Annotated in this window: 23 protein-coding genes and 3 riboswitches; of the genes, 22 read left to right on the forward strand and 1 reads right to left on the reverse strand. The window is 44.6% G+C overall.

The window, feature by feature from the left end; translation table 11 throughout:
- The first annotated feature begins 1 nt into the window (after position 1).
- A riboswitch (purine riboswitch) is annotated at positions 2-102 on the forward strand.
- Positions 103-258: 156 nt separating this feature from the next.
- Both guaA and P9989_RS02965 read left to right on the forward strand, forming a co-directional pair.
- The gene (gene guaA, locus P9989_RS02960) at positions 259-1,797 is read left to right on the forward strand and encodes a glutamine-hydrolyzing GMP synthase (RefSeq protein WP_283077336.1); all 1,539 of its coding nucleotides are present in this window, start codon (positions 259-261) and stop codon (positions 1,795-1,797) included.
- Between the two features lie 80 nt (positions 1,798-1,877).
- Positions 1,878-1,980, forward strand: a riboswitch (purine riboswitch).
- 246 nt (positions 1,981-2,226) lie between these two features.
- The gene (locus tag P9989_RS02965; protein ID WP_283077337.1) at positions 2,227-3,561 is read left to right on the forward strand and encodes an NCS2 family permease; all 1,335 of its coding nucleotides are present in this window, start codon (positions 2,227-2,229) and stop codon (positions 3,559-3,561) included.
- Positions 3,562-3,564: 3 nt separating this feature from the next.
- Here the strand turns inward: P9989_RS02965 and P9989_RS02970 are convergent, their stop codons facing one another.
- Positions 3,565-3,990 carry an Hsp20/alpha crystallin family protein gene (locus P9989_RS02970; protein WP_283077338.1) on the reverse strand — a complete coding sequence of 142 codons (426 nt, stop codon included), beginning with the start codon at positions 3,988-3,990 and terminating at the stop codon, positions 3,565-3,567.
- 176 nt (positions 3,991-4,166) lie between these two features.
- Here P9989_RS02970 and P9989_RS02975 point away from each other — a divergent pair, with 176 nt between their 5' ends.
- The 20 genes from P9989_RS02975 (at position 4,167) to ligA (ending at position 26,369) form a co-directional block, all read left to right on the forward strand.
- Positions 4,167-4,733, forward strand: coding sequence for a DUF2179 domain-containing protein (locus P9989_RS02975; protein WP_283077339.1), 567 nt, complete (start codon positions 4,167-4,169; stop codon positions 4,731-4,733).
- On the forward strand, positions 4,705-4,902 hold the full coding sequence (locus tag P9989_RS02980; protein ID WP_283077340.1) for an NETI motif-containing protein: 198 nt from the start codon (positions 4,705-4,707) through the stop codon (positions 4,900-4,902). The genes P9989_RS02975 and P9989_RS02980 overlap by 29 nt, the downstream gene beginning before the upstream one ends.
- 83 nt (positions 4,903-4,985) lie before the next feature.
- Positions 4,986-5,086, forward strand: a riboswitch (purine riboswitch).
- 108 nt (positions 5,087-5,194) lie between these two features.
- Positions 5,195-5,686, forward strand: a complete 492-nt coding sequence (gene purE / locus P9989_RS02985) for a 5-(carboxyamino)imidazole ribonucleotide mutase (RefSeq protein WP_283077341.1) — start codon at positions 5,195-5,197, stop codon at positions 5,684-5,686.
- Entirely contained in the window at positions 5,676-6,803 is a 1,128-nt protein-coding gene (gene purK / locus P9989_RS02990; protein WP_283077342.1) for a 5-(carboxyamino)imidazole ribonucleotide synthase, read from the forward strand. The genes purE and purK overlap by 11 nt, the downstream gene beginning before the upstream one ends.
- An 18-nt stretch (positions 6,804-6,821) precedes the next feature.
- Entirely contained in the window at positions 6,822-8,114 is a 1,293-nt protein-coding gene (gene purB / locus P9989_RS02995; protein WP_283077343.1) for an adenylosuccinate lyase, read from the forward strand.
- 72 nt (positions 8,115-8,186) lie between these two features.
- A complete protein-coding gene (gene purC / locus P9989_RS03000) occupies positions 8,187-8,909 on the forward strand; it encodes a phosphoribosylaminoimidazolesuccinocarboxamide synthase (protein ID WP_283077344.1) in 723 nt (240 codons plus the stop codon).
- A complete protein-coding gene (purS, locus tag P9989_RS03005) occupies positions 8,897-9,142 on the forward strand; it encodes a phosphoribosylformylglycinamidine synthase subunit PurS (protein WP_283077345.1) in 246 nt (81 codons plus the stop codon). The genes purC and purS overlap by 13 nt, the downstream gene beginning before the upstream one ends.
- Positions 9,143-9,826: a phosphoribosylformylglycinamidine synthase subunit PurQ gene (gene purQ / locus P9989_RS03010; protein ID WP_283077346.1), complete on the forward strand. Its 684-nt coding sequence runs from the start codon at positions 9,143-9,145 to the stop codon at positions 9,824-9,826. It abuts the gene before it with no gap.
- Complete coding sequence (purL, locus tag P9989_RS03015) at positions 9,810-12,038, forward strand: phosphoribosylformylglycinamidine synthase subunit PurL (RefSeq protein WP_283077347.1); 2,229 nt, start codon at positions 9,810-9,812, stop codon at positions 12,036-12,038. The genes purQ and purL overlap by 17 nt, the downstream gene beginning before the upstream one ends.
- On the forward strand, positions 12,014-13,426 hold the full coding sequence (gene purF, locus P9989_RS03020) for an amidophosphoribosyltransferase (RefSeq protein WP_283077348.1): 1,413 nt from the start codon (positions 12,014-12,016) through the stop codon (positions 13,424-13,426). Before purL ends, purF begins: the two co-directional genes overlap by 25 nt.
- Before the next feature lie 17 nt (positions 13,427-13,443).
- Positions 13,444-14,466, forward strand: coding sequence for a phosphoribosylformylglycinamidine cyclo-ligase (purM, locus tag P9989_RS03025; protein ID WP_283077349.1), 1,023 nt, complete (start codon positions 13,444-13,446; stop codon positions 14,464-14,466).
- Positions 14,463-15,041 (forward strand): phosphoribosylglycinamide formyltransferase, encoded by a 579-nt coding sequence (gene purN / locus P9989_RS03030; RefSeq protein ID WP_283077350.1) that lies wholly within the window; start codon positions 14,463-14,465, stop codon positions 15,039-15,041. Before purM ends, purN begins: the two co-directional genes overlap by 4 nt.
- Positions 15,038-16,576, forward strand: coding sequence for a bifunctional phosphoribosylaminoimidazolecarboxamide formyltransferase/IMP cyclohydrolase (gene purH / locus P9989_RS03035; RefSeq protein ID WP_283077351.1), 1,539 nt, complete (start codon positions 15,038-15,040; stop codon positions 16,574-16,576). Before purN ends, purH begins: the two co-directional genes overlap by 4 nt.
- Before the next feature lie 17 nt (positions 16,577-16,593).
- The gene (gene purD / locus P9989_RS03040; protein WP_283077352.1) at positions 16,594-17,853 is read left to right on the forward strand and encodes a phosphoribosylamine--glycine ligase; all 1,260 of its coding nucleotides are present in this window, start codon (positions 16,594-16,596) and stop codon (positions 17,851-17,853) included.
- 145 nt (positions 17,854-17,998) lie between these two features.
- On the forward strand, positions 17,999-19,744 hold the full coding sequence (locus P9989_RS03045; RefSeq protein ID WP_283077353.1) for an adenine deaminase C-terminal domain-containing protein: 1,746 nt from the start codon (positions 17,999-18,001) through the stop codon (positions 19,742-19,744).
- Positions 19,745-19,783: 39 nt separating this feature from the next.
- Complete coding sequence (locus P9989_RS03050) at positions 19,784-20,821, forward strand: DUF3048 domain-containing protein (protein ID WP_283077354.1); 1,038 nt, start codon at positions 19,784-19,786, stop codon at positions 20,819-20,821.
- 16 nt (positions 20,822-20,837) lie between these two features.
- On the forward strand, positions 20,838-21,140 hold the full coding sequence (locus tag P9989_RS03055) for a YerC/YecD family TrpR-related protein (RefSeq protein ID WP_163528691.1): 303 nt from the start codon (positions 20,838-20,840) through the stop codon (positions 21,138-21,140).
- Between the two features lie 198 nt (positions 21,141-21,338).
- Positions 21,339-22,055, forward strand: a complete 717-nt coding sequence (gene pcrB / locus P9989_RS03060; RefSeq protein WP_283077355.1) for a heptaprenylglyceryl phosphate synthase — start codon at positions 21,339-21,341, stop codon at positions 22,053-22,055.
- Between the two features lie 63 nt (positions 22,056-22,118).
- Positions 22,119-24,353: a DNA helicase PcrA gene (gene pcrA / locus P9989_RS03065; RefSeq protein ID WP_283077356.1), complete on the forward strand. Its 2,235-nt coding sequence runs from the start codon at positions 22,119-22,121 to the stop codon at positions 24,351-24,353.
- 15 nt (positions 24,354-24,368) lie between these two features.
- Complete coding sequence (gene ligA / locus P9989_RS03070) at positions 24,369-26,369, forward strand: NAD-dependent DNA ligase LigA (protein ID WP_283077357.1); 2,001 nt, start codon at positions 24,369-24,371, stop codon at positions 26,367-26,369.
- Positions 26,370-26,382: the final 13 nt, after the last annotated feature.

The raw sequence follows: 26,382 nt of genomic DNA on the forward strand, positions 1-26,382 counted from the left end.
GAAAATCAATGGTATGACCCTTCATATATCCTTGGAAATTGGTCCGAGAGTCTCTACCGGAACGCCGTAAACGTTCTGACTATGAAGGCAGGAATCGTGTGAGATGTATTACACATGGACTTCTGCCTTCACCGGATCAGTTCGGAGGCAGAAGTCCATTTTTTATATGGGTCGTTTGATAGATTCATGAGTCATCAAACTAAAGCTGGCTACGCTCGTCTAAAACGGGGAGCCTAGTTATTAAGGAGTTGAATGTGTATGGAACAAGTAAAAGGCATGATCCTTGTACTGGATTTTGGCAGTCAATATAATCAATTAATCACGCGTCGCATTCGTGAATTTGGGGTGTACAGTGAACTGCATTCTCATAAATTGACAGCTGCAGAGATCAAAGATATGAACCCTAGTGGGATCATTCTCTCAGGCGGCCCGAATAGTGTGTATGGAGAGGATAGCTTTCGCTGTGATGAGGAATTATTTGAATTAGGAATCCCTGTATTGGGAATTTGTTACGGGATGCAGCTTATGACCCATCATTTCGGCGGCAAAGTTGAACGGGCTAAAGAACGAGAATATGGGAAGGCAGACATCTCTGTCCATGATGATCCTTTATTATTTCGTAAAACTCCAAAGCAGCAAACAGTGTGGATGAGTCATAGTGATAAAGTGATCGCTCCGCCAGAAGAATTCAGAATCGATGCTACGAGTTCGTCGTGTCCTGTTGCAGCTATGAGTAATGTGGATAGGAATATGTATGGCGTGCAGTTCCACCCGGAAGTGCGTCATTCAGAGTATGGCAACGACCTCTTACGAAGCTTTGTCTTCGAAGCCTGTGAAGCTACCGATGATTGGACGATGGAACATGTGGTAGACATGGAAGTGGAAAAAATCCGTGCCAAAGTAGGGGAACGCAAAGTTTTATGTGCATTGAGCGGGGGCGTCGATTCCTCTGTTGTAGCGGCTTTGATCCATAAAGCAATTGGGGACCAGCTGACCTGTATTTTTGTCGACCATGGTCTTCTTCGTAAGCATGAAGCAGATGACGTAATGCGTACTTTAGGTGACGGTTTCCAAATGAACATCATAAAGGTTGATGCAAAAGATCGTTTCCTCGGGAAGCTTGCTGGAGTATCAGACCCTGAAGAGAAGCGGAAAATTATTGGTAATGAGTTTATTTATGTATTTGATGACGAAGCAGACAAGCTCAAAAATATTGACTTTCTTGCTCAAGGGACCCTTTACACAGATATTATCGAAAGTGGTACAGAGACAGCCCAAACGATCAAGTCTCACCACAATGTTGGCGGCTTGCCTGAAGATATGCAATTTGAACTGATCGAACCTCTGAATACTCTTTTTAAAGATGAAGTTCGTGCGCTGGGTACTGAGCTCGGAGTTCCTGATCATATCGTATGGAGACAGCCATTCCCAGGACCGGGACTTGCCATTAGAATTCTTGGAGAGGTATCCGAAGATAAGCTTGAGATTGTTCGTGAATCGGATGCCATTTTGCGGGAAGAAGTGAAAAACGCAGGGTTGGATCGTGATATTTGGCAATACTTTACGGTGCTGCCGAACATCAAATCCGTTGGAGTCATGGGAGATGAACGCACTTACGACCATACCATTGGAATTCGTGCTGTTACATCGGTTGACGGAATGACATCTGATTGGGCACGTATCCCATGGGATGTGCTTGAGAAAATTTCTACTCGAATCGTAAATGAAGTCGACCACATCAATCGTGTCGTTTATGATGTTACTAGTAAGCCGCCAGCAACGATCGAGTGGGAATAAACGAATTTTTCGTTTGTTTCACCTCTGGAATGTTCGTGTTTGATGTTGACGAACCACGTCGAAACTTGTAAGATTGAAAAATAATAACTGAATAGTTCTGTCGTATAATTTTGGGGATATGGCCCATAAGTTTCTACCAGACCGCCGTAAATGGATCTGACTACGTTTTAAGAATGTAACCACACGTCTAGCGACGTGTCGGTTATTTTTCCTAGTAGATTCGTAGAACACTCTTGGCCTATTATGCCAGGAGTGTTTTTTTGATCAGAGCAGCAATCTAGTCGAAAACAGCCTTTGTTTTACTTCTTGGTCTGGGAAGGATTTGCCTCCTGAAGGGCTTCAGGAAAGGGAAGTTTCCTGAAAAAGACGTTTGGTTATATAAACAACTAAGAAAAACCATCATGAGTAAACTAGGGGAGGAACATAAACATGAAGAAATTTTTTAAATTTGAGGAGTTTGGGACGAACTATCGAACAGAATTTCTAGCAGGAATGACGACATTCTTGGCTATGGCGTATATCTTATTCGTCAACCCATCGACGCTTGCACTCGTTGGGGTTGAAGAACTTCCGGAAGGCGTGACCCGCATTGACCAGGGAGCTGTCTTCACAGCAACTGCGATTGCCGCAGCTGTTGGAACATTAATTATGGGTGTGCTGGCTAAATATCCGATTGCTTTAGCACCAGGAATGGGCTTGAACGCTTTTTTCGCCTACACAGTTGTACTCACATATGGAATTTCATGGGAAACAGCTCTCGCAGGAGTACTGGCATCTGGACTTATTTTTATTGTATTAACTTTAACAGGACTCCGAGAAAGAATCATTAATGCAATTCCTGGAAATTTAAAGCTGGCCGTAGGTGCCGGTATTGGATTATTTATAGCTTTTATTGGATTTCAAAACTCAGGAATCGTTCAAAATAGTGATGCAACATTAGTCGCGCTTGGCGACTTAACTGAGCCGACAACTATGCTTGCAATTTTTGGGATCGTCACATCGGTTATCTTTCTATCCCTCGGATTAAAAGGCGGTATTTTCTATGGAATGATCCTTACAGCGATAGCCGGGATGGTGACAGGTTTGATTGCGCCACCTACAACTATGAGTGAAGTGGTGGGGCCTGTACCAAGCGTAGCTCCTACTTTTGGTGCTGCACTGACACACTTTGGAGATATTTTTACACTGGAAATGTTAGTCGTTATCCTGACGTTCCTATTTGTTGATTTCTTTGATACTGCTGGGACCCTTGTAGCTGTTGCCACCCAAGCCGGGTACATGAAAGACAACAAACTGCCAAGAGCAGGACGTGCCTTATTCGCAGACTCTGCAGCAACGGTGGTTGGCTCGGTTGTCGGAACATCGACCACAACCTCTTATATTGAATCAACAGCTGGAGTTGGGGCAGGTGGAAGAACAGGCTTCACATCCGTTGTTACAGCAGGATTCTTTCTTCTCTCCCTGTTCTTTTCACCATTATTAGCCGTCGTCACGCAAGAAGTTACAGCACCAGCACTGATCATCGTAGGTGTGCTCATGGCTTCAACCTTGAAAAGCATTGATTGGGATCAGTTCGAGATTGCCGTACCTGCTTTCTTCACTATCGCTACGATGCCGCTTACGTACAGCATCGCCACCGGAATCGCTATCGGCTTTATCTTTTATCCGATCACGATGTGGTTAAAAGGGCGAGGAAAAGAAATTCATCCGATCATGTATCTGCTTTTCGTGATCTTCATCCTGTATTTTATTTTCTTAGCTTAAGCGTTATTCGTCCTCAAGGTGGCGGATACGAATCGGCTTCTGTTTTGTTGAATCAGAAATAAAGCGGTGCAGCTGGATAATGAGTAATCCGTGTTTATAAGTAGCATCAATTTTATCACTTCGTACTGGGAAGGGAAGGTCAATGCTTCGTTCAAACGAACCTGTGGCAATTTCCGACTTGAGCTGATGGCCGCCGCGGTGGTTAATTTCAATTCGTCCCGTTAATGTAAGTGTCGCATGGTCAACGACAACATCAACATTCCTCGGGTGACTCATCCCAGGAACGTTCACCATGCAAAGCAATTCATTATCATATTGATAGAGGTTGATTTGAGGAATTGAAGGCTTCATAAACCCTTCAAATTCACTGAAAAAGTCCTGACCAAAGAAGTGATCTAAATTTTTCTTCCAATCATTAAATTGGTTCATTTGATCTCCCTCCAATTTTCGGCAAATGATTTAAAAAAATCTTATTGTGCCATGAATACAAGATGTTATATAGTGTATGCATGATTGATCTTTTGGGTGATGTGAAGTAGTTGCAACTGTCAGATGAAAAGGCGCAGCTGTTATCGGATGGCCCATAATACAGGAGGAATACATGCATGCTGGATAACACCATGGTGATGATTACCATCATTTTAGTTGTCAACATTGTTTATGTGTCATTTTTCACCCTTCGAATGATTTTCACTTTAAAGGGGCAGCGGTACTTTGCAGCATTTATCAGTATGTTTGAGATTGTTGTTTACATCTTAGGTTTAGGTTTGGTTCTTGATAATCTTGATCAAATCGAAAACGTTATCGCGTACGCTGTTGGTTATGGGATGGGTGTTGTTGTCGGCATGAAAATTGAAGAGAAGCTGGCCCTTGGTTATACGACAGTCAACGTAATTTCATCTGATCCGGAAATTGAGTTTACGAAAATGCTTAGAGATAAAGGATATGGTGTGACGAGCTGGTACGCCTATGGTATGGAAGGTGACCGTCTGGCGATGCAAATTTTAACACCAAGGAAATATGAACTTATGTTGTATGAAACGATCAAATCGATTGATCCTAAAGCCTTCATCATTGCTTATGAACCGAAACAGATTCATGGTGGGTTCTGGGTGAAGCAAGTGAAGAGGGGAAGGTTGCGTAATGGCCAAGAAAAGCAAGAAGCGCTTTGAAGTTCGAGACAATGAAACGATCGATCAATGTCTGAACCGCATAAGTAAAGAGGGGTACATTCCTGTTCGCCGTGCGGAAGAGCCAATATTTCAGGAAGTGATTGATAATGGAGAAAGCAATTTGGAACCTGTAGGAAGAACCATTGTTTTTCATGCGGTTAAGGGTTAAAGACGAACATTATTTAGTTTTTTATTTTTTATTGTTCGTAATTTGCGTTGACAGATGTAATCGAATATTGCTATGATTAAGTCAGAAACTGCATAGAAGAACCTCATATAAGACGGGGATATGGCCCGTACGTTTCTACCCGGATACCGTAAATTTCCGGACTATGAGGGGAGATCAAGCATCTCATTCTGAACACACGTATGCCTGTTTATCTCTCCTCATTTGAGGGGAATAAGCAGGCTTTTTCATTAACAAAAAGAGTTCAACATCAAGCGTAAAGAGGTGGAAGAACATGGCTGAGATAGGTATTATCATGGGTAGTATTTCAGATTGGTCAACAATAAAAGAGGCATGTACCGTATTAGATGACTTGGGGTTAGATTATGAAACTGAGATCATTTCTGCGCACCGAACGCCTGAAGATATGTTCACATATGCGGAAGAAGCGAGAGGACGAGGGCTTAAAATGATTATTGCAGGAGCGGGAGGAGCGGCCCATTTGCCAGGGATGGTAGCAGCGAAAACTACGCTTCCGGTCATCGGCGTCCCTGTACAATCCAAAGCTCTGGATGGTTTGGATTCTTTACTTTCTATAGTGCAAATGCCTGGCGGTGTCCCTGTGGCAACGGTTGCAATCGGCACAGCTGGAGCGAAAAATGCGGGAATTCTAGCGGCAGAAATGCTAGGTGCTTTTGATGATAAAATAGCGGAGCGGCTTGCGGATTACCGAAAGCAGATGAAAGGTAAAGTATCTCAAATGAGGAGGGAGTTACGTGAGCAATAATATCGTACGACCTGGGCAAATGATTGGGATTCTAGGTGGAGGACAGCTTGGAAGAATGATGGCAATTGCTGCAAGGCATATGGGCTACCGTATTGCTGTACTTGATCCGACGGAGGATTGCCCTTGTGCCCAAGTTGCGGACGAGCATATTGTGGCTGCTTATGATGACATAGCAGCTGCAGAACAGCTAAGTGAACTGAGCAATGTAATTACGTATGAGTTTGAAAATGTGGATCTCAAAGTGGCTCGACTTTTCGAACAAGCAGGAAAGCTTCCTCAAGGAGCTTATTCACTAGAGGTGACACAAAACCGGCAGAAAGAAAAGCAGGTTGCTGTCGATGCTGGTCTGTCTGTGGCGAAATATGAGGTTGTTCAAACGTTTGATCAATTTAAAAAAGCGATCAAGACGATCGATTTTCCGGCCGTTATAAAAACGGTCAGCGGGGGCTATGACGGGAAAGGCCAGCTTCCACTCGGAAATGAAGAAGATTTTGACGAAGTAGAGGGATTTATGGAAGATGGCGGAACGTATATCGTTGAGCAATGGGTTCCGTTTGATTTGGAAATCTCCCAAGTATTCACAAGAGGTCAAGAAGGTGACATCACTCATTTCCCTGTAGCCGAAAACATTCATAAAAATCATATTTTGCATGAAACGAGAGTTCCGGCCACAGTATCCAAAAAAGTGGCTGAAAAAGCAAGGGAAGCTGTTAAAATGTTAGCTGAAAAGATGGGGATTGTCGGTACGTTTGCGGTTGAAATGTTCGTAAAAGATCACGATGTTTATATTAATGAACTGGCACCTAGACCGCATAATTCCGGGCATTATACCATTGAAGCCTGCAGTGTATCGCAGTTTGAACAACATGTACGAGCGATTTGCGGTCTGCCTCTGCTGCCTGTTCATTCCTTTCCTGCCGCTGTGATGGTTAACGTACTTGGAAAACATCAAGATATTTTACACAGCAAACTCGAGCAGTATTATGGGTTTCATGTCCACGACTACGGTAAAAATGAGGCTAGAACGAACAGGAAAATGGGCCATATCACTTTCGTTGGAAATAGTTTGAAAGAACTGGATGAGCACATCAAAAACAATCAAATTCATATGTGGTAAGCGATAAGGAGGAAGACGATGATAGAACGTTATACGAGACCTGAAATGGGTTCCATTTGGACCGAAGAAAATAGATACCAGGCATGGCTTGAAGTGGAACTGCTAGCTTGTGAAGCATGGAGTGAGATCGGGGTCATTCCTAAAGAAGATGTAGCAAAATTACGTGAGGGAGCCTCTTTCAGTATTGATCGCATTCATGAAATCGAAGCAGAAACGCGTCACGATGTTGTCGCATTCACCCGCGCTGTTTCGGAAACAGTGGAGGAGGAGCGCAAGTGGGTGCATTATGGTTTAACGTCTACAGATGTTGTGGATACGGCCCTTTCCTATCAGCTGAAGCAGGCTAATGAAATCATTCGTAAGGATCTTGTCGCTTTCATTGATATTCTGGCAGATAAAGCTCGTGAACATAAGCATACGGTCATGATGGGACGTACGCACGGTGTCCATGCTGAGCCGACAACTTTTGGACTGAAGTTAGCGCTTTACTATGAGGAAATGAAGCGGAACCTTGAGCGCCTCGATCTAGCGATAAAACATATAGAAGTTGGCAAACTATCTGGAGCTGTCGGCACGTACGCCAATATCGATCCATTTGTAGAGCAGTATGTTTGCGACAAGCTGGGTCTTGCTGCTGCACCTGTGTCTACGCAAACTTTGCAGCGTGACCGTCACGCCCATTACGTTTCAACCCTTGCTTTAATAGCAGCCTCCATTGAAAAAATTGCTGTGGAAATTCGTGGCCTGCAGAAGACAGAAACTCGTGAAGTGGAAGAGTTTTTTGCGAAAGGTCAAAAAGGTTCTTCGGCCATGCCGCACAAACGAAATCCAATTGGGTCTGAGAATATGACAGGGATGGCGCGCGTGCTGCGTGGGGAAATGCTGACCGCATTTGAGAATGTGCCGTTATGGCATGAACGTGATATTTCTCATTCGTCTGCGGAACGAGTCATCCTGCCTGATGCGACGATTGCGATTAATTACATGCTGAACCGCTTTGGAAATATCGTGAAAAACTTGACTGTGTTCCCTGAACGTATGCAGGAGAATATGGAGAAAACGTACGGCTTGATTTTCTCTCAGCGCGTATTGCTGACGCTGATCGATCAAGGGATGGTACGCGAGGAAGCGTATGATCTTGTGCAGCCCAAGGCAATGGAGGCATGGGAGCGTGGAGTGCCATTCCGCGGTTTAATTGAAGCGGATGACAAAATTACGTCCACACTAACCGAAGAACAAATTGAAGCATGCTTTGACTACAAGCACCACCTAAAAAACGTCGACCGCATCTTCGACCGCATCGGTTTATAGAATACCATAATATGGATGACCAGGTCACGCGGCCTCAGGTCATCCATAAAATCCCAAGTGAGGTGTACGTGTATGAAGGGTTCTCTTTTGTATGAGGGGAAGGCGAAAAGGGTTTACCATGTTGAGGGTAAGCCGGCGCAGCTTATTTTATCTTATAAAAATGATGCCACCGCATTTAATGGCAAGAAGAAAGATCAATTTGAAGGCAAAGGACGCCTAAATAATTTGATTGCCTCTAAAATCTTTGATTATTTGAAACAGAACGATATATCCTCTCATTTTATTAAAACGCTGAATGATACAGAGCAGCTCGTGGAAAAAACGACCATCATTCCTCTTGAAGTAGTTGTCCGTAACATTGCTGCCGGCAGTATTACGAGAAGACTTGGTATACCGGAGAAAGAGCGTTTTAACACCCCGTTAGTTGAACTTTTTTATAAGAAAGATGAATTAGATGATCCAATCATTAATGATCAGCATGCTTATCATTTAACAGATGTAAATAAGGAAGAGCTTCACTTTATAAAAGAAAAGGCACTTGAAGTGAATGCACTGTTAGCTAATCTTTGTAAGCGGACAGGCCTTGACCTCGTCGACTTTAAGTTAGAGTTTGGGCGCCTGGCTGATGGAACGATTGTCCTGGCTGATGAAATTTCTCCTGATACTTGCCGTCTTTGGGATGATGAGACTGGCGAGAAAATGGACAAAGATGTGTTTCGGGAAAACCTTGGTGACTTAATTTCAGTATATGAGACGATTCTGCAACGACTGGAGGAGTACACATGCGAAAAGTAAAAATTTATATCACTCTTAAAGAAGGTGTCCTTGATCCTCAGGGGAAGGCTGTTCAGCATTCTCTGCATTCCCTTGAATATAAGAATGTCGGTGAAGTAAGAATCGGCAAGTATATGGAAGTTATGCTGGAGGATGAAGACAATATCGAACAGCAAGTGGAGAAAATGTGTGACCAGTTGCTGGCTAACCCTGTTATTGAAGATTACTCGTACACGATCGAGGAGGTTGTCTAAGTGAAGTTTGCTGTCGTTGTTTTTCCAGGATCGAACTGTGATCGGGACATGGCTTTTGCTATTACGGAAGCTTTAGGTCAAGAAGCGGATCTAGTATGGTATCAGGAAGCAAATCTATCAGACTACGACGGAATTCTTTTGCCAGGCGGCTTCTCTTATGGAGATTATTTACGTTCCGGTGCAATCGCTTCTACTTCAGGTGTGATTGAACAAATTCGCCAGGCGGCTGAACACGGTAAGCCCGTACTCGGTGTCTGCAACGGATTTCAAGTGCTCCTTGAAATGGGTTTGCTGCCGGGCGCTATGCTGCCTAACAAAAACTTGAAATTTATGTGTCATGACGAAACGCTCATCGTTGAGAATAATAAAACTTTGTTTACTGATTTTTATCAGGTCAAAGAAGAAATCAGTATTCCAATTGCTCATGGAGACGGAAACTATTATTGCGATGAAGCAACATATCAAACGTTACGAGACAACCATCAAATTGCCTTTACGTATGCAGCCAACCCGAACGGTTCTGTCGCTGATATCGCTGGAATTACCAATGAACAAGGCAATGTACTTGGAATGATGCCCCACCCGGAGCGTGCCGTTGATGCGTTGGTGGGAAGTGAGGACGGACTCCGTTTATTTCAATCAATTTTGACACACTGGAGGAATAACCATGCCATCAATGCTTGAGATTAGTCCAGAACAAATTGAACAACAGCAGCTATACCGCGACATGGGATTGAGTGAGGAAGAATTCCAGTCGATCACACAGATCTTAGGGCGCCGTCCAAACTATACGGAAACAGGGCTGTTTTCAGTTATGTGGTCCGAGCATTGCAGCTATAAGAATTCAAAGCCATTATTGAAAAAGTTCCCCACTCAGGGTCAGCATGTCCTTCAGGGTCCTGGTGAAGGGGCCGGGATTATTGATATTGGAGATGAACAAGCCGTAGTCTTCAAGGTTGAAAGCCACAACCACCCTTCAGCTGTGGAGCCTTATCAAGGGGCGGCAACTGGCGTTGGCGGGATCTTGCGTGATGTATTTTCGATGGGAGCGCGACCTGTAGCTTTGTTAAATTCACTCAGATTCGGTTCGCTGAAACGCCCGCGTGTCAAATATTTATTTGAAGAAGTTGTACGAGGGATTGCTGGTTACGGCAACTGTGTCGGTGTCCCAACGGTGGGAGGCGAGCTTCAATTTGATGATGCCTACAACGGAAACCCACTTGTCAATGCAATGTGTGTCGGCTTAATTGATCATAAGGATATTCAAAAAGGGATCGCAGCAGGTGTTGGAAATACAGTTATGTACGTCGGTGCAAAAACCGGGCGGGACGGTATTCATGGCGCTACTTTTGCCTCAGAAGAATTATCCGAAGAGTCTGAAGAAAAACGTCCGTCCGTCCAGGTTGGTGATCCTTTTATGGAAAAACTATTAATCGAAGCTTGTCTTGAAGTGATTCATCACGAAGCGTTAGTTGGTATTCAAGATATGGGAGCAGCTGGTCTCACTTCCTCTGCAAGTGAAATGGCTAGTAAGGCGGGGACAGGCATGCTGATGAATATGGACCTGATTCCACAGCGCGAAGAGAATATGTCGGCATACGAAATGATGTTGTCTGAATCGCAGGAACGTATGCTTCTCGTAGTTGAAAAAGGCCGCGAGCACGAAATTGCAGAAGTGTTTCGCAAGTATGACCTGGAAGCTGTATCTGTTGGTGAGGTCACAGAGGATAAGCGTTTCCGCCTTGAGCACCATGGGGAAATTGTTGCCGATGTTCCAGTTGACTCACTTGCAGAAGATGCACCAGTGTATCATCAGCCTTCAACCGTTCCAGCTTATTATAAGGAATATCAGGAAATGGAGGAGTATAATCCAGCCATTTCAAATTATGGTGAAACGTTAGCTGACCTTTTGAAGCAGCCAACGATAGCCAGTAAAGAGTGGGTCTATGATCAGTACGATTCCATGGTTCAGACGAATACGGTGGTTAGACCGGGTTCCGATGCAGCGGTCGTGCGTGTGCGCGGTACGGAAAAGGCGCTGGCTATGACAACAGACTGTAACTCCCGCTACATTTATTTGGATCCTGAAATAGGCGGACAAATCGCTGTAGCTGAAGCAGCTCGCAATATCGTATGTTCCGGCGGACGGCCGCTCGGGTTAACAGATGGTCTCAATTTTGGCTCACCAGAGAATCCTGAGATCTTCTGGCAAATGGAAAAAAGCGTCGACGGGATGAGTAAAGCTTGTTCGGAACTTGGCACTCCGGTTATCAGTGGGAATGTATCCCTTTACAACGAATCGATAGGCGGACAGGCCATTTATCCAACGCCAGTTGTAGGGATGGTGGGCTTAATTGAAAAAACAGATCATATTACGCGTTCTAGTGCGAAGCAAGCAGGAGACCTCATCTATATCATTGGTGAAACGAAGCCTGAATTCGGTGGAAGTGAGCTTCAAGGTATGATGGAGGGACGTCATTTTGGTAAAGCACCAGAGATTGATCTGCAAGTGGAAGCAGCCCGTCAAAACAGTCTGCTGCAAGCGATTCAAGAGGGACTTCTTCAGTCAGCACATGATATCTCCGAAGGCGGATTTGCTGTAGCGTTAGCGGAAAGCCTTTTTGATAAAGAATTGGGTTGTGAAGTAACGGTGTCAGACGATGTAACTGCTGCGCTCTTCTCCGAATCACAATCTCGTTTTCTCGTATCTGTCTCTCCGGAAAACCAGCAGGCATTTGAAGCAGTGAGCAGTGAAGCTAGTTTACTAGGAAAAGTAACAGAAGATGGAATGTACCGTATTAAGGCAAATGATGAAGTCGTCGTGGAAGAGCAGACAGGGGAATTAAAGCAACTATGGAAAGGAGCTATTCCATGCTTGGTGAAATCAAAGGCTTAAACGAAGAATGCGGAATTTTTGGCGTCTGGGGTCATCCGGAATCAGCACAGCTGACTTATTATGGACTTCATGCTCTTCAACATCGCGGTCAGGAAGGGGCGGGGATCGTCACTTCAGATGGTGAACAAATGAAGGTAGCGAAAGGGCATGGTTTAATTAATGATGTGTTCTCACAAGATCGTTTGGATGAGCTTGACGGATCTGCCTCCATTGGTCATGTTCGTTATGCTACCGCAGGAGATGGAAGCTATGAAAATATTCAGCCGTTAATGTTCCGTTCGCAAACAGGCGGCCTTGCTCTCGCTCATAATGGTAACCTGGTCAATGCTCAAGCTTTGAAAGGCCAGCTTGAGGCTCAAGGCTCTATTTTGCAAACGACCTCAGATACAGAGGTGGTTGCACATCTAATCAAGCGAGCTGGCCACGTTCCAGTCGATGAAGCAATCTGTCAGGCGCTGTCAATGATTAAAGGGGCTTATGCTTTTCTAATGATGACAGAGGACAAACTGTTCGTTGCTAATGATCCGCGCGGGCTAAGACCGCTGTCTATCGGCTATCTCGGTGATTCATGGGTCGTGTCCTCTGAGACTTGTGCGTTTGACATCATTGGGGCCACATATGAACGTGAAGTTAAGCCAGGGGAACTGGTCGTAATCGATAAAAATGGCTTAGAATCCAAACGTTTTGCTGCACCGATTCAACGGACACTTTGCTCAATGGAACATGTTTATTTTTCCCGTCCTGACAGTAACCTCGATGGTAAAAATGTTCACGCCTCTAGGAAGAGAATGGGCAAGGCTCTGGCTGACGAAGCCCCGGTTGAAGCAGATGTTGTGACAGGGGTACCGGATTCAAGCATATCTGCAGCCATCGGTTACGCTGAAGCTGCTGGTCTGCCATATGAGCTCGGCTTAATTAAAAATCGCTACGTTGGACGCACATTCATTCAGCCTTCCCAGGAGCTTCGTGAACAAGGTGTAAAAATGAAGCTGTCTGCTGTCCGTGGTATTGTCGAAGGGAAGCGTGTCGTAATGGTCGATGATTCGATTGTGCGCGGGACGACAAGCCGCCGTATTGTCAAAATGCTTAAGGAAGCTGGAGCATTAGAAGTACATGTACGCATTGCTTCGCCACCTATTGAAAATCCGTGCTATTACGGAATCGATACGTCCACGAGCGGCGAGTTGATTGCGGCGAACAGTTCTGTCGAAGAAATCGAGAAGCAGATAGGGGCTGACAGTCTATCCTATTTATCTGTTGATGGTTTAAATCAGTCTATTTATGAAGGCAATGAATCGCTTGAACACGGAGGCTGTATGGCTTGCTTTACGGGCAACTATCCAACAGAAATTTATCCGAACACCGTTTTACCATATGAGAAAGCCTAAAGGAAGGGGGAGCCGACGTGAGTCAATCATATAAACAGGCCGGTGTAGATGTAGAAGCAGGCTATGAAGCAGTCGAACGAATGAAAAAACATGTGGCTAGAACGATGCGTCCGGAAGTTATTGGTGGACTGGGCTCGTTTGCCGGCCTTTTTGACATCGGTTCTATGAGCTATGAGCATCCTGTTCTGGTTACAGGGACAGACGGAGTAGGAACGAAGCTGAAACTTGCTTTTCAAATGGATCAGCATGACACGATCGGCATCGATGTCGTAGCGATGTGTGTCAACGACATTGTTGCTCAAGGAGCAGACCCGCTTTTATTTCTTGATTATATTGCGTGCGGTAAAAATGAACCCGAGAAAATTGAGCAGATAGTAAAAGGAATCTCAGATGGCTGTGAGCAGGCAGGCAGTGCACTTGTTGGCGGAGAAACCGCTGAAATGCCTGGCATGTACCAGCTTGATGAATACGATTTAGCTGGTTTTGTTGTTGGAATGGCAGATAAGGACAAGCTGATTACAGGGCAGAATGTTCAAGCTGGAGATGTATTAATCGGCCTGTCTTCGAGCGGAGTTCATTCAAATGGCTTCTCGCTTGTTAGAACAATTATTGAAAGACAAGAGCTTGACCTCGAAGCTGTCTATACCCCTTTTGACAAACCATTAGGGGAAGTTCTTTTAACCCCTACGAAAATTTACGTACAATCGATTAATGTTCTAAAACAATTCGTCTCTATTAAAGGTGTGGCCCACGTAACAGGTGGAGGATTCTATGAAAATATTCCAAGGATTCTTTCGGAAGGCTTAGGAGTCAAGATTGACCAGTCGAGCTGGCGTGTTCCGCCAATTTTTGAATTTCTACGTGATCAAGGTGAGGTAACGGACGAGGAAATGTTTGGAGTCTTTAACATGGGGATCGGGATGGTGGCTGTCGTGTCTGAAAAAGATGTCCCAGCGTCCCTTGAGTCTCTGAAGGATGCTGGAGAAAAAGCCCAAGTAATTGGACATGTCACGGAACAGGAAGGAATCCACTGGTCATGATGAATCTAGCTATTTTTGCGTCAGGAACAGGATCGAACTTTGATGCGATTATGACAGCGATAGAAGACGGAAAACTAGAAGCAAACGTTTCACTGCTTGTTTCAGATCGAATCGATGCCGGAGTCATTGAGAAAGCTCAGAGGAGACAAATCGATACAGTTGTATTCAACCCTAAATCTTTTGCAAATAAAGAAGCTTTTGAAAAAGCACTTCTCAAAGATTGTAAGGATAGAGGGGTGGAATGGATTATTCTTGCTGGTTACATGAGACTCATTGGTTCAACCCTGCTAATGGCATACGAACACCGAATTCTGAATATTCATCCGTCTTTGCTGCCGGCTTTTCCAGGTAAAGATGCCATCGGTCAAGCCTATGATAAACAAGTGAAATTAACCGGTGTAACAGTTCATTACGTCGACGACGGCATGGACACGGGTCCTATTATCGATCAGGAGGCTGTCCGTATCCATGAACAAGATACAAAAGATGATATAAAACAAAAAATTCAAGCTGTTGAACACGAATTGTATCCACGTGTCATCCAGTCATTAACGATCAAGGAGGAGTCCAGATGAGCACGCGTAAACGCGCCCTGTTAAGTGTATCCAACAAGCAAGGGTTAACTGTTTTTGCAAAGAAATTAATTGAACTAGATTATGAACTTGTCTCTACAGGAGGGACAAAGCGGGCGATTGAAGCAGAAGGTCTTCCTGTAAAATCTATTTCCGATATTACAAACTTTCCTGAAATAATGGATGGGCGTGTAAAAACGTTACACCCATCTGTTCATGGCGGCCTGCTTGCTAAAAGGGGCAACGACGAGCACATGAGCCAGCTGGATGAACTTGATATCCAAACGATCGACCTTGTAGCTGTCAATTTGTATCCTTTCAAAGAAACGATCGCAAAAGAAGGAGTTACAGAAGCTGACGCCATTGAAAATATTGATATTGGCGGTCCGACGATGCTGCGATCTGCCGCCAAAAGCTTTGAAGATGTAGCTGTCGTTGTCGACCCGGCTGACTATGAGCAAGTTATCACTGGTTTGCAAGAAGGAGAGCTTTCATTTGAAGCTCGTAAGAAATTGGCCGCAAAGGTGTTCCGCCACACGGCCAATTACGATGCTATGATCGCCGAATATTTCACAGAAGCAGTTCAAGAAGCTTATCCGGAAACTTATACGGTGACTTATGAAAAAGTTCAAGATTTACGTTATGGAGAAAACCCTCACCAAACGGCTGCATTTTATCAGAAAGCGAACTACGGTGGAGCTTCACTGGCTGATGCTAAGCAGCTAAATGGCAAAGAGCTTTCTTATAACAATATTCAGGACGCCAATGCAGCTTTGGATATAGTGCTAGAATTTGAGGAACCTGCAGCAGTTGCTGTGAAACATATGAATCCGTGCGGTGTGGGTACTGGGCGTGCAATTTTTGAGGCCTATGGCAAAGCCTATGCTGGCGACCCGATCTCAATTTTTGGCGGAATTGTTGCCTTGAACAGGGAAGTCGATGAAGAAACCGCAGCGAAGCTGAAGGAAATTTTCCTCGAGATTGTTATTGCCCCTTCCTTTAGTCAGGCGGCTCTTGATTTACTTACACAGAAAAAGAATCTCCGTTTACTAGAAATAGAGATGAAAAAGCCTGAAACTCAATCACATAAACTTACTTCTGTAAGTGGGGGCTTACTCATTCAGGACACGGACGAAGGGTCGCTCGAAGATGTGGAATTAGAGGTAGCGACCGAGCGCCTGCCTACCGAACAGGAGCTTAAGGATTTAGCACTAGGCTGGCAGGTCGTCAAACATGTGAAATCCAATGCAATTGTCATTGCGAAGTCAGATCAGACGCTTGGAGTTGGCGCCGGACAAATGAACCGTGTAGGAGCAGCCAAGATCGCTCTCGAGCAAGCTGGCGATCAATCGGAAGGTGCTATTATGGCGTCCGATGCGTTCTTCCCGATGCCTGATACAGTTGAAACGGCGGCACAGGCCGGAGTGAAGGCGATTATTCAGCCAGGTGGTTCCAAACGTGATCAGGATTCGATTGATGCCTGTAATCAACATGGAATAGCTATGGTATTTACAAGAATGCGCCATTTCAAACATTAAAGAGGGGGATACGAATCATGAATGTCCTTGTGATTGGACGCGGAGGACGTGAGCATAGCCTCATCCAGAAGTTTGCAGAAAGCCCACAAGTTGAACAGATTTTCGTGGCTCCAGGAAATGCTGGTATGGAAAAACAAGCTACCCGTCTTCCCATTCAGGAAACGGATCAGGATGAACTCGTTGCATTCGCTAAGGAGAACCAGATTAACCTGACAATTGTCGGGCCGGAGAATCCGTTACTTGATGGTCTTGTCGATCGTTTTATGGAAGCTGATCTTCAAGTTTTTGGGCCGACGAAAGACGCTGCGTTAATTGAGGGCAGTAAGCATTTTGCTAAGCAGCTTATGAAAAAGTACGACATTCCGACTGCTGATTATCAAGCGTTTACTGATGCAAGCCAGGCAAAGGAGTATATTCATGAACATGGCGCTCCAATTGTGGTTAAAGCAGATGGCCTCGCCGCTGGAAAAGGCGTGGTGGTTGCTGAGACAGTGGAAACGGCATGTGAAGCCGTCGATGATATGTTGCTTGCTGGACAATTCGGCGAGGCGAGCCGAGAAATTGTCGTAGAAGAGTTTCTGCAAGGTACAGAGTTTTCCTTGATGGCCTTTGTAAAAGGGAAACAGGTTTATCCTATGGTAACAGCTCAAGATCATAAGCGGGCTTTTGATGGAGATCAAGGCCCTAATACTGGAGGGATGGGCGCCTTCGCTCCTGCTACTCATATCCCTTGGGATGATTATGATTATGCAGTAGAGTCGATCCTGCAAAGAACAGCCTCAGCCCTGGCAGCGGAAGGACGCTCTTTTACCGGGATTTTATACGCTGGACTTATCCAGACACCTGCGGGTCCAAAGGTGATCGAGTTCAATGCACGATTTGGAGATCCAGAAACCCAGGTGGTTATGCCGCTTCTTGCTAATGATCTCGCCCAAGTCATCACCGATGTACTGGAAGATAAAGATCCAAACTTAACATGGTTTGAGCAAGCATGTGCCGGGGTGGTTGTAGCCTCTGCAGGTTATCCAGGAGATTATCAAAAAGGTGTCCGCTTACCACAATGGTCTGAGCAAGGTGTTTTCTCTACTCATGCTGGTACGGAGAACGATGGTGACGGGTATATAACAAGTGGAGGCAGAGTCCTGCTTGTAGGGGCTGTGGCTCCAGTTCTTGAAACGGCCCTGACGTCTGTTTATCAGTCGTTAACCTGTTTTGATCACCATGAAGGGTTCTTTTATCGGAAAGATATCGGAAGATCGTTCGAAACCAAGTCGTAAAAATAGAAGTCTCCCCTGATGAATATAAGTAGATCAATCCGCCTATTCGGGCGGATTTTTTATTATAGAGTATGTGAACTTTTCTGCTTCGCGAAGTTGATGATCATGTGTTAAGATAGAAAAAATGAATCAGGGAGGCTCTCTAGTGAATGAACAACGCTTCCGTTGGCGGAATAGACAGCTTCGTGAACACGTAGCTGTTGTGGAAGGAAAACTCGCGCCGACCAAACTAATCAAAAATACAACCTACTTAAATGTCTTCGTAAAGAAATGGATGACCGGTCATATCTGGATCTATGAGGATCGGATTATCTATTCAGGTCCAGAGCTTCCCCCTCTGACGGATGGAACGGATGTCATTGACGGTGAGGACAGTTATGTTGTCCCAGGCTATGTTGAACCACATGTCCATCCTTTCCAGTTATATAATCCTCACAGTTTAGCTGAGCATGCTGTAAGGACAGGAACCACAACACTGATTAATGATAACTTGATGTGGCTTTTTTTAACGGACAAAAAGAAAGCGTTTTCTTTATTGGAAGACTGCGCTAAATTGTCCGCTTCTATATTTTGGTGGGCTCGATTTGATTCTCAATCAGCCTTGCAGGATGATGATCGCGAGAATTTCAATAGTCAGGTGTTGTCCTGGCTCAAACATGATGCTGTGATACAAGGTGGAGAATTGACAGCCTGGCCAGACGTTCTTCATGGCGGTGATGATCAGATGCTTCACTGGATGCAGGAAGCGAAGCGATCACGCAAGCCGCTGGAAGGGCATTTACCTGGAGCTTCATGGAAAACCCTAGTAAAAATGAAACTGCTGGGACTTGATTCAGAACATGAGTCAATGACAGCAGATGAAGTGATAGAACGACTGACACACGGGTATCAAACGGGCGTGCGCTATTCATCAATTCGTCCGGATTTACCCGGCATATTGCAAGGGCTTCTTGAAAAAGAATTAACGACTTTTGATAAATTAATGTACACAACGGACGGGTCCACACCTGGCTTTTTAAAGGATGGACTGATCAATGTTTGTATAAAGATTGCCATTGAAGCAGGACTGCCTGCTATTGATGCCTACTTGATGGGATCCTATTACCCTGCTCGTCACTTCGGTATAGAAAACCGAGTAGGCAGTCTTGCTCCAGGGCGTGTTGCCCACTTGAACTTTCTATCAGATCCTAATGACCCAACCCCGCATTCTGTATTAGCAAAAGGAGAATGGGTAAAACGTGATCATAGAGACGTAGAATCCGATTCAGAAGTGAGCTGGCAAAGAAATGGAGTAACTCCACTGGATATTGACTGGGAACTGACTGATGATGATCTTCAATTTTCGATGCCGATCGGTATGGAAATGGTAAACGAGGTTATCATGAAGCCTTACGCCATCGATAGTGATGCGTCAGTAGCCCGTCTGCCAACCGAATCGAAAGAAGCATTTCTGACGCTGCTTGATCGTGAAGGGAAATGGCATGTCAATACACTGTTAAAAGGGTTTACCGATTCACTAGGCGGACTTGTCAGCTCATATTCTAATACAGGTGACTTTATTTTAATAGGGAATTCAAGAGAGGATACAAAACTGGCCTTTGAACGCATGAAAGAATTAGGTGGCGGTATTGTCCTGGCTGACCAGGGGGAAATAGTCTATGAGCTTCCGCTGCCTCTTGGCGGAATGATGTCTGATCTATCGATGTCATCTTTAATAGAGGAAGAGCATAGACTAAGAGAGCACCTCAACTTTTATGGTTACGCCTTCGGGGATCCTGTGTATACACTGCTCTTTCTATCAGCCATGCATCTTCCTTTTATTAGAATAACTCCTCAGGGGATAATGGATGTGAAGAAGAAAGAGGTACTCTATCCTGCGATGATGCGTTAAAATAAAGAAGAATATACAGGTGCAAAGGGAAGGACGTTAATGAAGAATATCGTATGGTTTATGGCAGCTGCCGTATTTATGTTGCTTCTGACTGCTTGTGCAAACCCAGCAGAAGATGAAAATAAGCAGGAGAATCAAGACAAGAAGGAGAATTCTGTAGAGGAGACTGAACAACCAAAAGGGACGAGCAATGAGAACATCTATCCGTTAACTGGGGAACCGGCTAATGATTCAGTGGATCATCGTGTGCTTTCCGTGATGGTAAATAACCATACAAATGCTCGTCCGCAGACGGGTTTAAGTCGTGCAGATATCGTGTACGAAGTATTGGCGGAAGGACAGATCACAAGGCTTCTTGCCTTATTTCATAGTGATGTTCCCGATGTCATTGGTCCGGTGAGAAGTGCGCGTCCGTATTACTTTAAATTAGCTTCTGGGTATGATGCCCTGTACGTCTATCACGGTGCTGCAACATTTATAAACGAAATGGTTCATGCCAGCGGGATTGATTTTGCCAATGGATCCTTATACGATAATGATGGGAAACTATTTAAACGCTCCACAGATCGGCGGGCACCACACAATTCGTATCTCTTAACTTCAGGTGTAGCAGATCTATTAGCCAAAAAGGGATATGAGTCAACTAAAGAAGTAGAACCTCTTCCATTTGCGGATAAGCCATCCAGTGAGGGGCAATCAGCGCAGCAGGTCCAAGTGGTTTATGATGAACAAGAAACAGTAACGTATACGTATGACAGCGCTAGTAAGCAATACAAACGTTCAAGCGATGGAGAACCGACAGTCGAGAAAGAGACGGGTGAACGTATCACCGTTGATAATATCTTTATTGTCAAAACCGAGCACCAGGTGGTTGATAATGCCGGACGCCGTGAAATTGATTTAAGTTCAGGCGGTGAAGGTTATTTAGTACAAAGAGGGCAAATCATAGAGGTAGAATGGAAGAATCACAATGGTAGAATTTTACCTTTTAAAGATGGAGAACCTGTCAGTTTCGTTCCTGGTCAAACATGGGTGAATATAGTTCCAGATCGATCGGGAATCGTCACTGCTGAATAAAAGGAGGGATGTCATCGTGCAAATTGATAAACTACGCGGCAAAACACTTGATCAGCTTTTCGAAGCGATTCTATCGCTGAAGGATGTAGAGGAATGCTATGAATTCTTCGATGACTTAGCGACAATGAATGAAGTTCAGTCTTTAGCACAGCGTCTAGAAGTAGCACGCATGCTGAGAGAAGGCTTTACGTATCATAAAATTGAAACCGAAACAGGGGCTTCAACGGCAACCATCTCACGTGTGAAACGATGCTTAAATTATGGAAATGACGCTTATACGAAAGCATTGGATCGTGTTCAGGCAAATCAAACTAAATAATGGAATGATAGAGGCTGCCTTATTGATGAGGCAGCCTTTTTTAATTAAGAAGTACGGACAACTTCAGATGGTTAGGGTCATACAGTTTAATAGATGATTGGATAAAAAGTAACTCGGCTGTAGAAGGGGTCAGATTTTTCATCGATAATAACCAAATATGATTTCGTTCTGGCACGGGATCTTTGCTATAATATATGAATGGATAAAGGTTATGGAGGAATTTGTACGGTGTACAATAACGTGAAAGAATGGAACCATGTTTTTAAACTAGACCCGAATAAGCACCTGTCTGACAGCGACCTTAACCTGGTAGGGCGATCGGGGACAGATGCTGTTATTATAGGAGGAACCGATGGCGTTACTTATGACAATGTGACAGCTTTGCTCATGAGAATGCAAGCCTTTGAGCTGCCATGTTTGCTTGAGGTTTCAGCTCTTGAAGCAATTTCTCCAGAATTTGATGGCTACTTGATACCAATGGTAATGAACAGCCGGGAGAAACGCTATATGCTTGATGTACAGCATGAAGCAGTCAAACAATACGGTGACTTTATCGAATGGAATGACATGTTTGTCGAAGGATATTGTGTGATGAATGAACAGGCGAAAGTTTTTCAGGCAGCGAACTGTACGTTGCCGGACTATGAAGATGTGATTGCTTATGCGCGAATGGCTGAGCACATGTTTCACCTGCCTGTTTTTTATATTGAATACAGCGGACGATTTGGGGATGTGAACCTCGTACGTGAGATAGCAGAACAACTTGATAAGACGCTGCTGTTTTATGGTGGGGGAATTCGTTCTGAAGCTGACGCAAGACAAATGAAACCATACGCGGACGTGATTGTCGTTGGTGATATTATATATGAAAATATTCAGGCTGCCCTTGAAACGGTACAGGCTTGCAAAAAATAAAAGAAGATGGTTTTTGCCAGATGTCTCTTTCCTACTTAACAATTTAGAAAGGTTGGTGTCCACATGACGCAAGCAATGAATCCTCTCCTTAAAGGATTGAATGAACAGCAACGAAATGCGGTGACCCATACCGAGGGACCACTGCTGATTATGGCCGGAGCCGGAAGTGGAAAAACACGAGTCTTAACTCATCGTATCGCTTACTTACTGGGTGAGAAGGAGGTCGCTCCTCGTAATGTGCTGGCGATTACGTTTACCAATAAAGCAGCACGTGAGATGAAAGAACGTGTCGAGGAATTAGTTGGACCTGAAGGTGAAAAGATCTGGATGTCGACATTTCACTCCATGTGTGTGCGGATTCTAAGGAGAGATATTGATCGGATCGGGTATGACCGGAATTTCTCAATTCTCGACTCAAGTGACCAGCTCTCCGTGATTAAACAAGTGTTGAAGGAACTGAACCTTGATCCTAAAAAGTGGGTTCCGCGAGCCATGCTTGGAGCGATCAGTAATGCTAAAAATGAATTACTGACGCCCGAAGAGTACACCCGCGATGCAGCGAGCATCCATGAAGAAAAAATCGCAGAAGTATATAAAGGCTACCAGAAGAAGCTGCGCAAGAATCAGTCCCTCGATTTTGATGACTTAATCATGCAGACATTGAACTTATTTGATCGTCTCCCCGAAGTGCTCGAGTATTATCAGCGCCGCTTTCAATATATCCATGTCGATGAGTATCAGGATACGAACCATGCTCAGTATCAACTTGTTACGCAATTATCCAGCCGCTATCAGAACCTATGTGTAGTTGGGGATTCTGATCAATCGATTTATCGCTGGCGAGGGGCGGATATTAAAAACATTCTTTCGTTTGAAAAAGATTATCCAAGCGCCCAGACCATTATGCTTGAACAAAATTACCGCTCCACGGAGCTTATTTTGAATGCAGCCAACAATGTAATCGGCAATAACAGCGGGCGTAAAGCGAAGAATCTCTGGACAGATAATTCTGGCGGGAACAAGATTCAGTATCATGAGGCTGGAACGGAGCGCGAGGAAGGATTATTTGTAACCGACAACATTGAAGATCTAGTTCGCAGCGGCCGCTTTCAGTATAAAGATATTTCCATCTTGTACCGAACGAATGCTCAGTCCCGTACAATTGAAGAAACCTTCGTTAAAGCAGGAATTCCCTACCAAATGGTCGGCGGTACGAAGTTCTATGACCGTAAAGAGATTAAGGACATGCTTGCGTATTTACGATTAATTGCTAACCCGAATGATGATTTGAGCTATCAGCGTGTAGTTAATGAACCGAAGCGGGGAGTTGGAAAGACTAGTCTTGAGAAGCTGCAGAGATACGCTGCTGATCATGATATTTCTCTTTACGAAGCTTCAGCAGAAATCGACTTTGTAGGCGTTAGTGCAAAAGCAGCTAAATCGATTATGAACTTCTATTCGATGATTCGAAACTGGACACAGCAACAGGAATTTCTATCAGCGACCGATATGGTACAAGAAGTGATTGATAAGACAGGCTATGAAGAAATGCTTCGAAATGAAAAAAGCCTTGAAGCTCAAAGCCGTTTAGAGAACATTGAAGAATTTAAATCGGTCACGAAAAATTTTGAAGAAAATAGTGAAGATAAAACACTTGTAGCTTTCTTGACAGACCTGGCCCTGATTGCTGATATCGATCAAATGAATGAAGACCCGACGAGTGATGATACGGTGACTCTCATGACGCTTCACTCTGCGAAAGGGCTGGAATTTCCCGTTGTCTTTCTAATCGGAATGGAGGAGAACGTTTTTCCCCACACCCGCTCTCTTATGGACGATGAGGAGATGGAAGAAGAACGACGCCTTGCGTATGTAGGAATTACGCGTGCAGAACGTCAGCTGTTTATGACGCATGCTAAGATGCGCACACTATATGGCAGGACCAACATGAACCCAATCAGTCGTTTTATTAATGAGATACCAGAAGATCTCGTGGATGGAAAAGAAAAACAGGAAGAGTTGCCCTTTTTCAATAAAAGACGTGAATCAGCAGCTTTTTCTCCCCAGCCTCCTAAGCATGAACCAAAGCGGGCGGCGAAGAAGGTGGAGAAAGGTTCATCAGGCGGTGAAAAAATTTCCTGGCAGCCAGGGGATAAAGCAAGCCACAAGAAATGGGGCGAAGGAACGGTCGTTAAAGTCCAAGGAGAAGGTGACGCCATGGAGCTTGATATTGCTTTTCCGGCTCCAACGGGGATCAAACGTCTCCTGGCTCGATTTGCACCGATAACGAAATCGTAAGGATGTGGAGCGATAATGAACCATAACGAAGCAGAAGAAGTCATCAAAGACCTTCGCAAAAAACTTAACCAGTATAACTATGAATATCACACGCTGGACAACCCTAGTGTCTCGGACTATGAATATGATCAAAAGATGCGGGAACTGCTTGATTTAGAGGCGCAATTTCCGGCTCTTGTCACAGCGGACTCACCTTCACAGCGTGTGGGGGACGAGCCTCTGGAGGCCTTTCAGAAAGTGCGGCACAATGTCCCCATGCTCAGTCTCGGAAATGCCTTTAATGAACAGGAGCTAAGAGATTTTGACCGCCGAGCTCGTCAAGGTACTGGGGAAGACGTTACGTATGTTTGCGAATTGAAAATTGACGGTCTTGCTGTTTCGTTACGCTATGAGGAAGGAGTCCTTGTTCGTGGGGCTACTCGGGGCGATGGCACAGTAGGAGAAGATATTACTAAGAATTTGCGTACCATTCGCAGCATTCCGCTTCGATTGCAACAGCCTGAGACCATTGAGATACGCGGTGAAGCGTTTATGCCGAAGAAGTCATTTCTGGCTTTAAACGAGGCACGTGAAAATAATGGAGATGAGCCATTTGCAAACCCGAGGAACGCAGCCGCAGGTTCACTAAGACAACTTGACCCGAAGATTGCGGCAAAGCGTAATTTGGATATTTTCTTATATGGAGTCGGAGAGTGGCAGGGTGAAACAAAACGTTCTCACAGTGAACGACTGGAAGAGTTGAAAAATCTGGGATTGAAAACGAACCCGGAATGGAAAAAGTGTAACGATATTGATGAAGTGATCGACTATGTTCATAGCTGGGTAGAGCGCCGTCCCGATCTGGATTATGAAATCGATGGAATTGTCATTAAAGTTGATCGCCTGGACCAGCAGGAAGCCCTTGGATTCACAGCCAAAAGTCCACGCTGGGCGACTGCCTACAAATTCCCGGCTGAAGAGGCTGTTACTAAACTTACCGATATCGAATTAAGTGTCGGTCGAACCGGCGTCGTCACTCCAACTGCTATCCTTGACCCTGTAAAGGTTGCCGGAACGACTGTTCAGCGGGCTTCGCTGCACAATGAAGATTTAATCCGTGAGAAGGATATCCGCATAGGGGATACTGTAGTGATTAAAAAAGCAGGCGATATTATTCCAGAAGTCGTCCGAGTGCATATAGACGAGCGTTCGGGTGAGGAAGAACCTTTTCATATGCCGGAGTATTGTCCAGCTTGTGATAGCAAATTGGTCCGGTTGGAAGAAGAGGTGGCGTTAAGGTGCATTAATCCTAACTGTGATGCCCAGCTGCAAGAGGCTTTAATCCATTTTGTTTCACGAAATGCCATGGACATTGAAGGGTTAGGAGAAAAAGTAATTATCCAGCTTTTCAACGAACAATTGATTGATAACATTGCGGACCTTTATAGATTGGAAAAAGAAGAGTTACTTAAACTTGAGCGTATGGGTGAAAAATCTGTCGAAAATTTGTTGAATGCTATTGAACAATCAAAAGAAAATTCTTTAGAGCGTCTATTATTCGGTCTGGGAGTCCGTTATGTCGGGACTAAAGCAGCCAACACGCTTGCGCAGGAATTTGAAACAATGGCGAGCCTTGTGGAAGCGAGTGAAGAAAGATTGGTTCAAGTTCCTGAAATCGGTGAAAAAATGGCCGACTCTATTGCACGTTATTTTTCCAAACCTCAGGTCATCCAGTTGTTGGAGGAATTGGAGGATATTGAAATGAACATGGAATACAAGGGACCGAAGAAAAACGACGGGCCGGAAGACTCTCCTTTCAAAGGAAAGACAGTCGTACTTACAGGAAAGATGGAACACTATACGCGGTCTGAAGCCAAGAATATCGTTCAAAATCTTGGGGGGAAAGTAACTGGGAGCATCAGTAAAAATACTGATCTGTTAATTGCCGGAGAAGATGCTGGTTCAAAGTACACAAAAGCTGAACAGCTTGGTGTTAATATTTGGGATGAAGAAGAATTTGCGAAAGCTTTAACATAAGAAGGGCGTTCAA

The sequence above is a fragment of the Halobacillus naozhouensis genome (genome assembly GCF_029714185.1).
Lineage (GTDB): Bacteria > Bacillota > Bacilli > Bacillales > Halobacillaceae > Halobacillus_A > Halobacillus_A naozhouensis.

What these genes read in the sequence shown, in the direction of transcription:
- guaA (WP_283077336.1), top strand. Translation starts at nt 259, where the DNA reads ATGGAACAAGTAAAAGGCATGATCCTTGTACTGGATTTTGGCAGTCAA.
- P9989_RS02965 (WP_283077337.1), top strand. Translation starts at nt 2,227, where the DNA reads ATGAAGAAATTTTTTAAATTTGAGGAGTTTGGGACGAACTATCGAACA.
- P9989_RS02970 (WP_283077338.1), bottom strand. Translation starts at nt 3,990, where the DNA reads ATGAACCAATTTAATGATTGGAAGAAAAATTTAGATCACTTCTTTGGT.
- P9989_RS02975 (WP_283077339.1), top strand. Translation starts at nt 4,167, where the DNA reads ATGCTGGATAACACCATGGTGATGATTACCATCATTTTAGTTGTCAAC.
- P9989_RS02980 (WP_283077340.1), top strand. Translation starts at nt 4,705, where the DNA reads ATGGCCAAGAAAAGCAAGAAGCGCTTTGAAGTTCGAGACAATGAAACG.
- purE (WP_283077341.1), top strand. Translation starts at nt 5,195, where the DNA reads ATGGCTGAGATAGGTATTATCATGGGTAGTATTTCAGATTGGTCAACA.
- purB (WP_283077343.1), top strand. Translation starts at nt 6,822, where the DNA reads ATGATAGAACGTTATACGAGACCTGAAATGGGTTCCATTTGGACCGAA.
- purC (WP_283077344.1), top strand. Translation starts at nt 8,187, where the DNA reads ATGAAGGGTTCTCTTTTGTATGAGGGGAAGGCGAAAAGGGTTTACCAT.
- purS (WP_283077345.1), top strand. Translation starts at nt 8,897, where the DNA reads ATGCGAAAAGTAAAAATTTATATCACTCTTAAAGAAGGTGTCCTTGAT.
- purL (WP_283077347.1), top strand. Translation starts at nt 9,810, where the DNA reads ATGCCATCAATGCTTGAGATTAGTCCAGAACAAATTGAACAACAGCAG.
- purF (WP_283077348.1), top strand. Translation starts at nt 12,014, where the DNA reads ATGCTTGGTGAAATCAAAGGCTTAAACGAAGAATGCGGAATTTTTGGC.
- purN (WP_283077350.1), top strand. Translation starts at nt 14,463, where the DNA reads ATGATGAATCTAGCTATTTTTGCGTCAGGAACAGGATCGAACTTTGAT.
- purH (WP_283077351.1), top strand. Translation starts at nt 15,038, where the DNA reads ATGAGCACGCGTAAACGCGCCCTGTTAAGTGTATCCAACAAGCAAGGG.
- purD (WP_283077352.1), top strand. Translation starts at nt 16,594, where the DNA reads ATGAATGTCCTTGTGATTGGACGCGGAGGACGTGAGCATAGCCTCATC.
- P9989_RS03050 (WP_283077354.1), top strand. Translation starts at nt 19,784, where the DNA reads ATGAAGAATATCGTATGGTTTATGGCAGCTGCCGTATTTATGTTGCTT.
- pcrB (WP_283077355.1), top strand. Translation starts at nt 21,339, where the DNA reads ATGGATAAAGGTTATGGAGGAATTTGTACGGTGTACAATAACGTGAAA.
- pcrA (WP_283077356.1), top strand. Translation starts at nt 22,119, where the DNA reads ATGACGCAAGCAATGAATCCTCTCCTTAAAGGATTGAATGAACAGCAA.
- ligA (WP_283077357.1), top strand. Translation starts at nt 24,369, where the DNA reads ATGAACCATAACGAAGCAGAAGAAGTCATCAAAGACCTTCGCAAAAAA.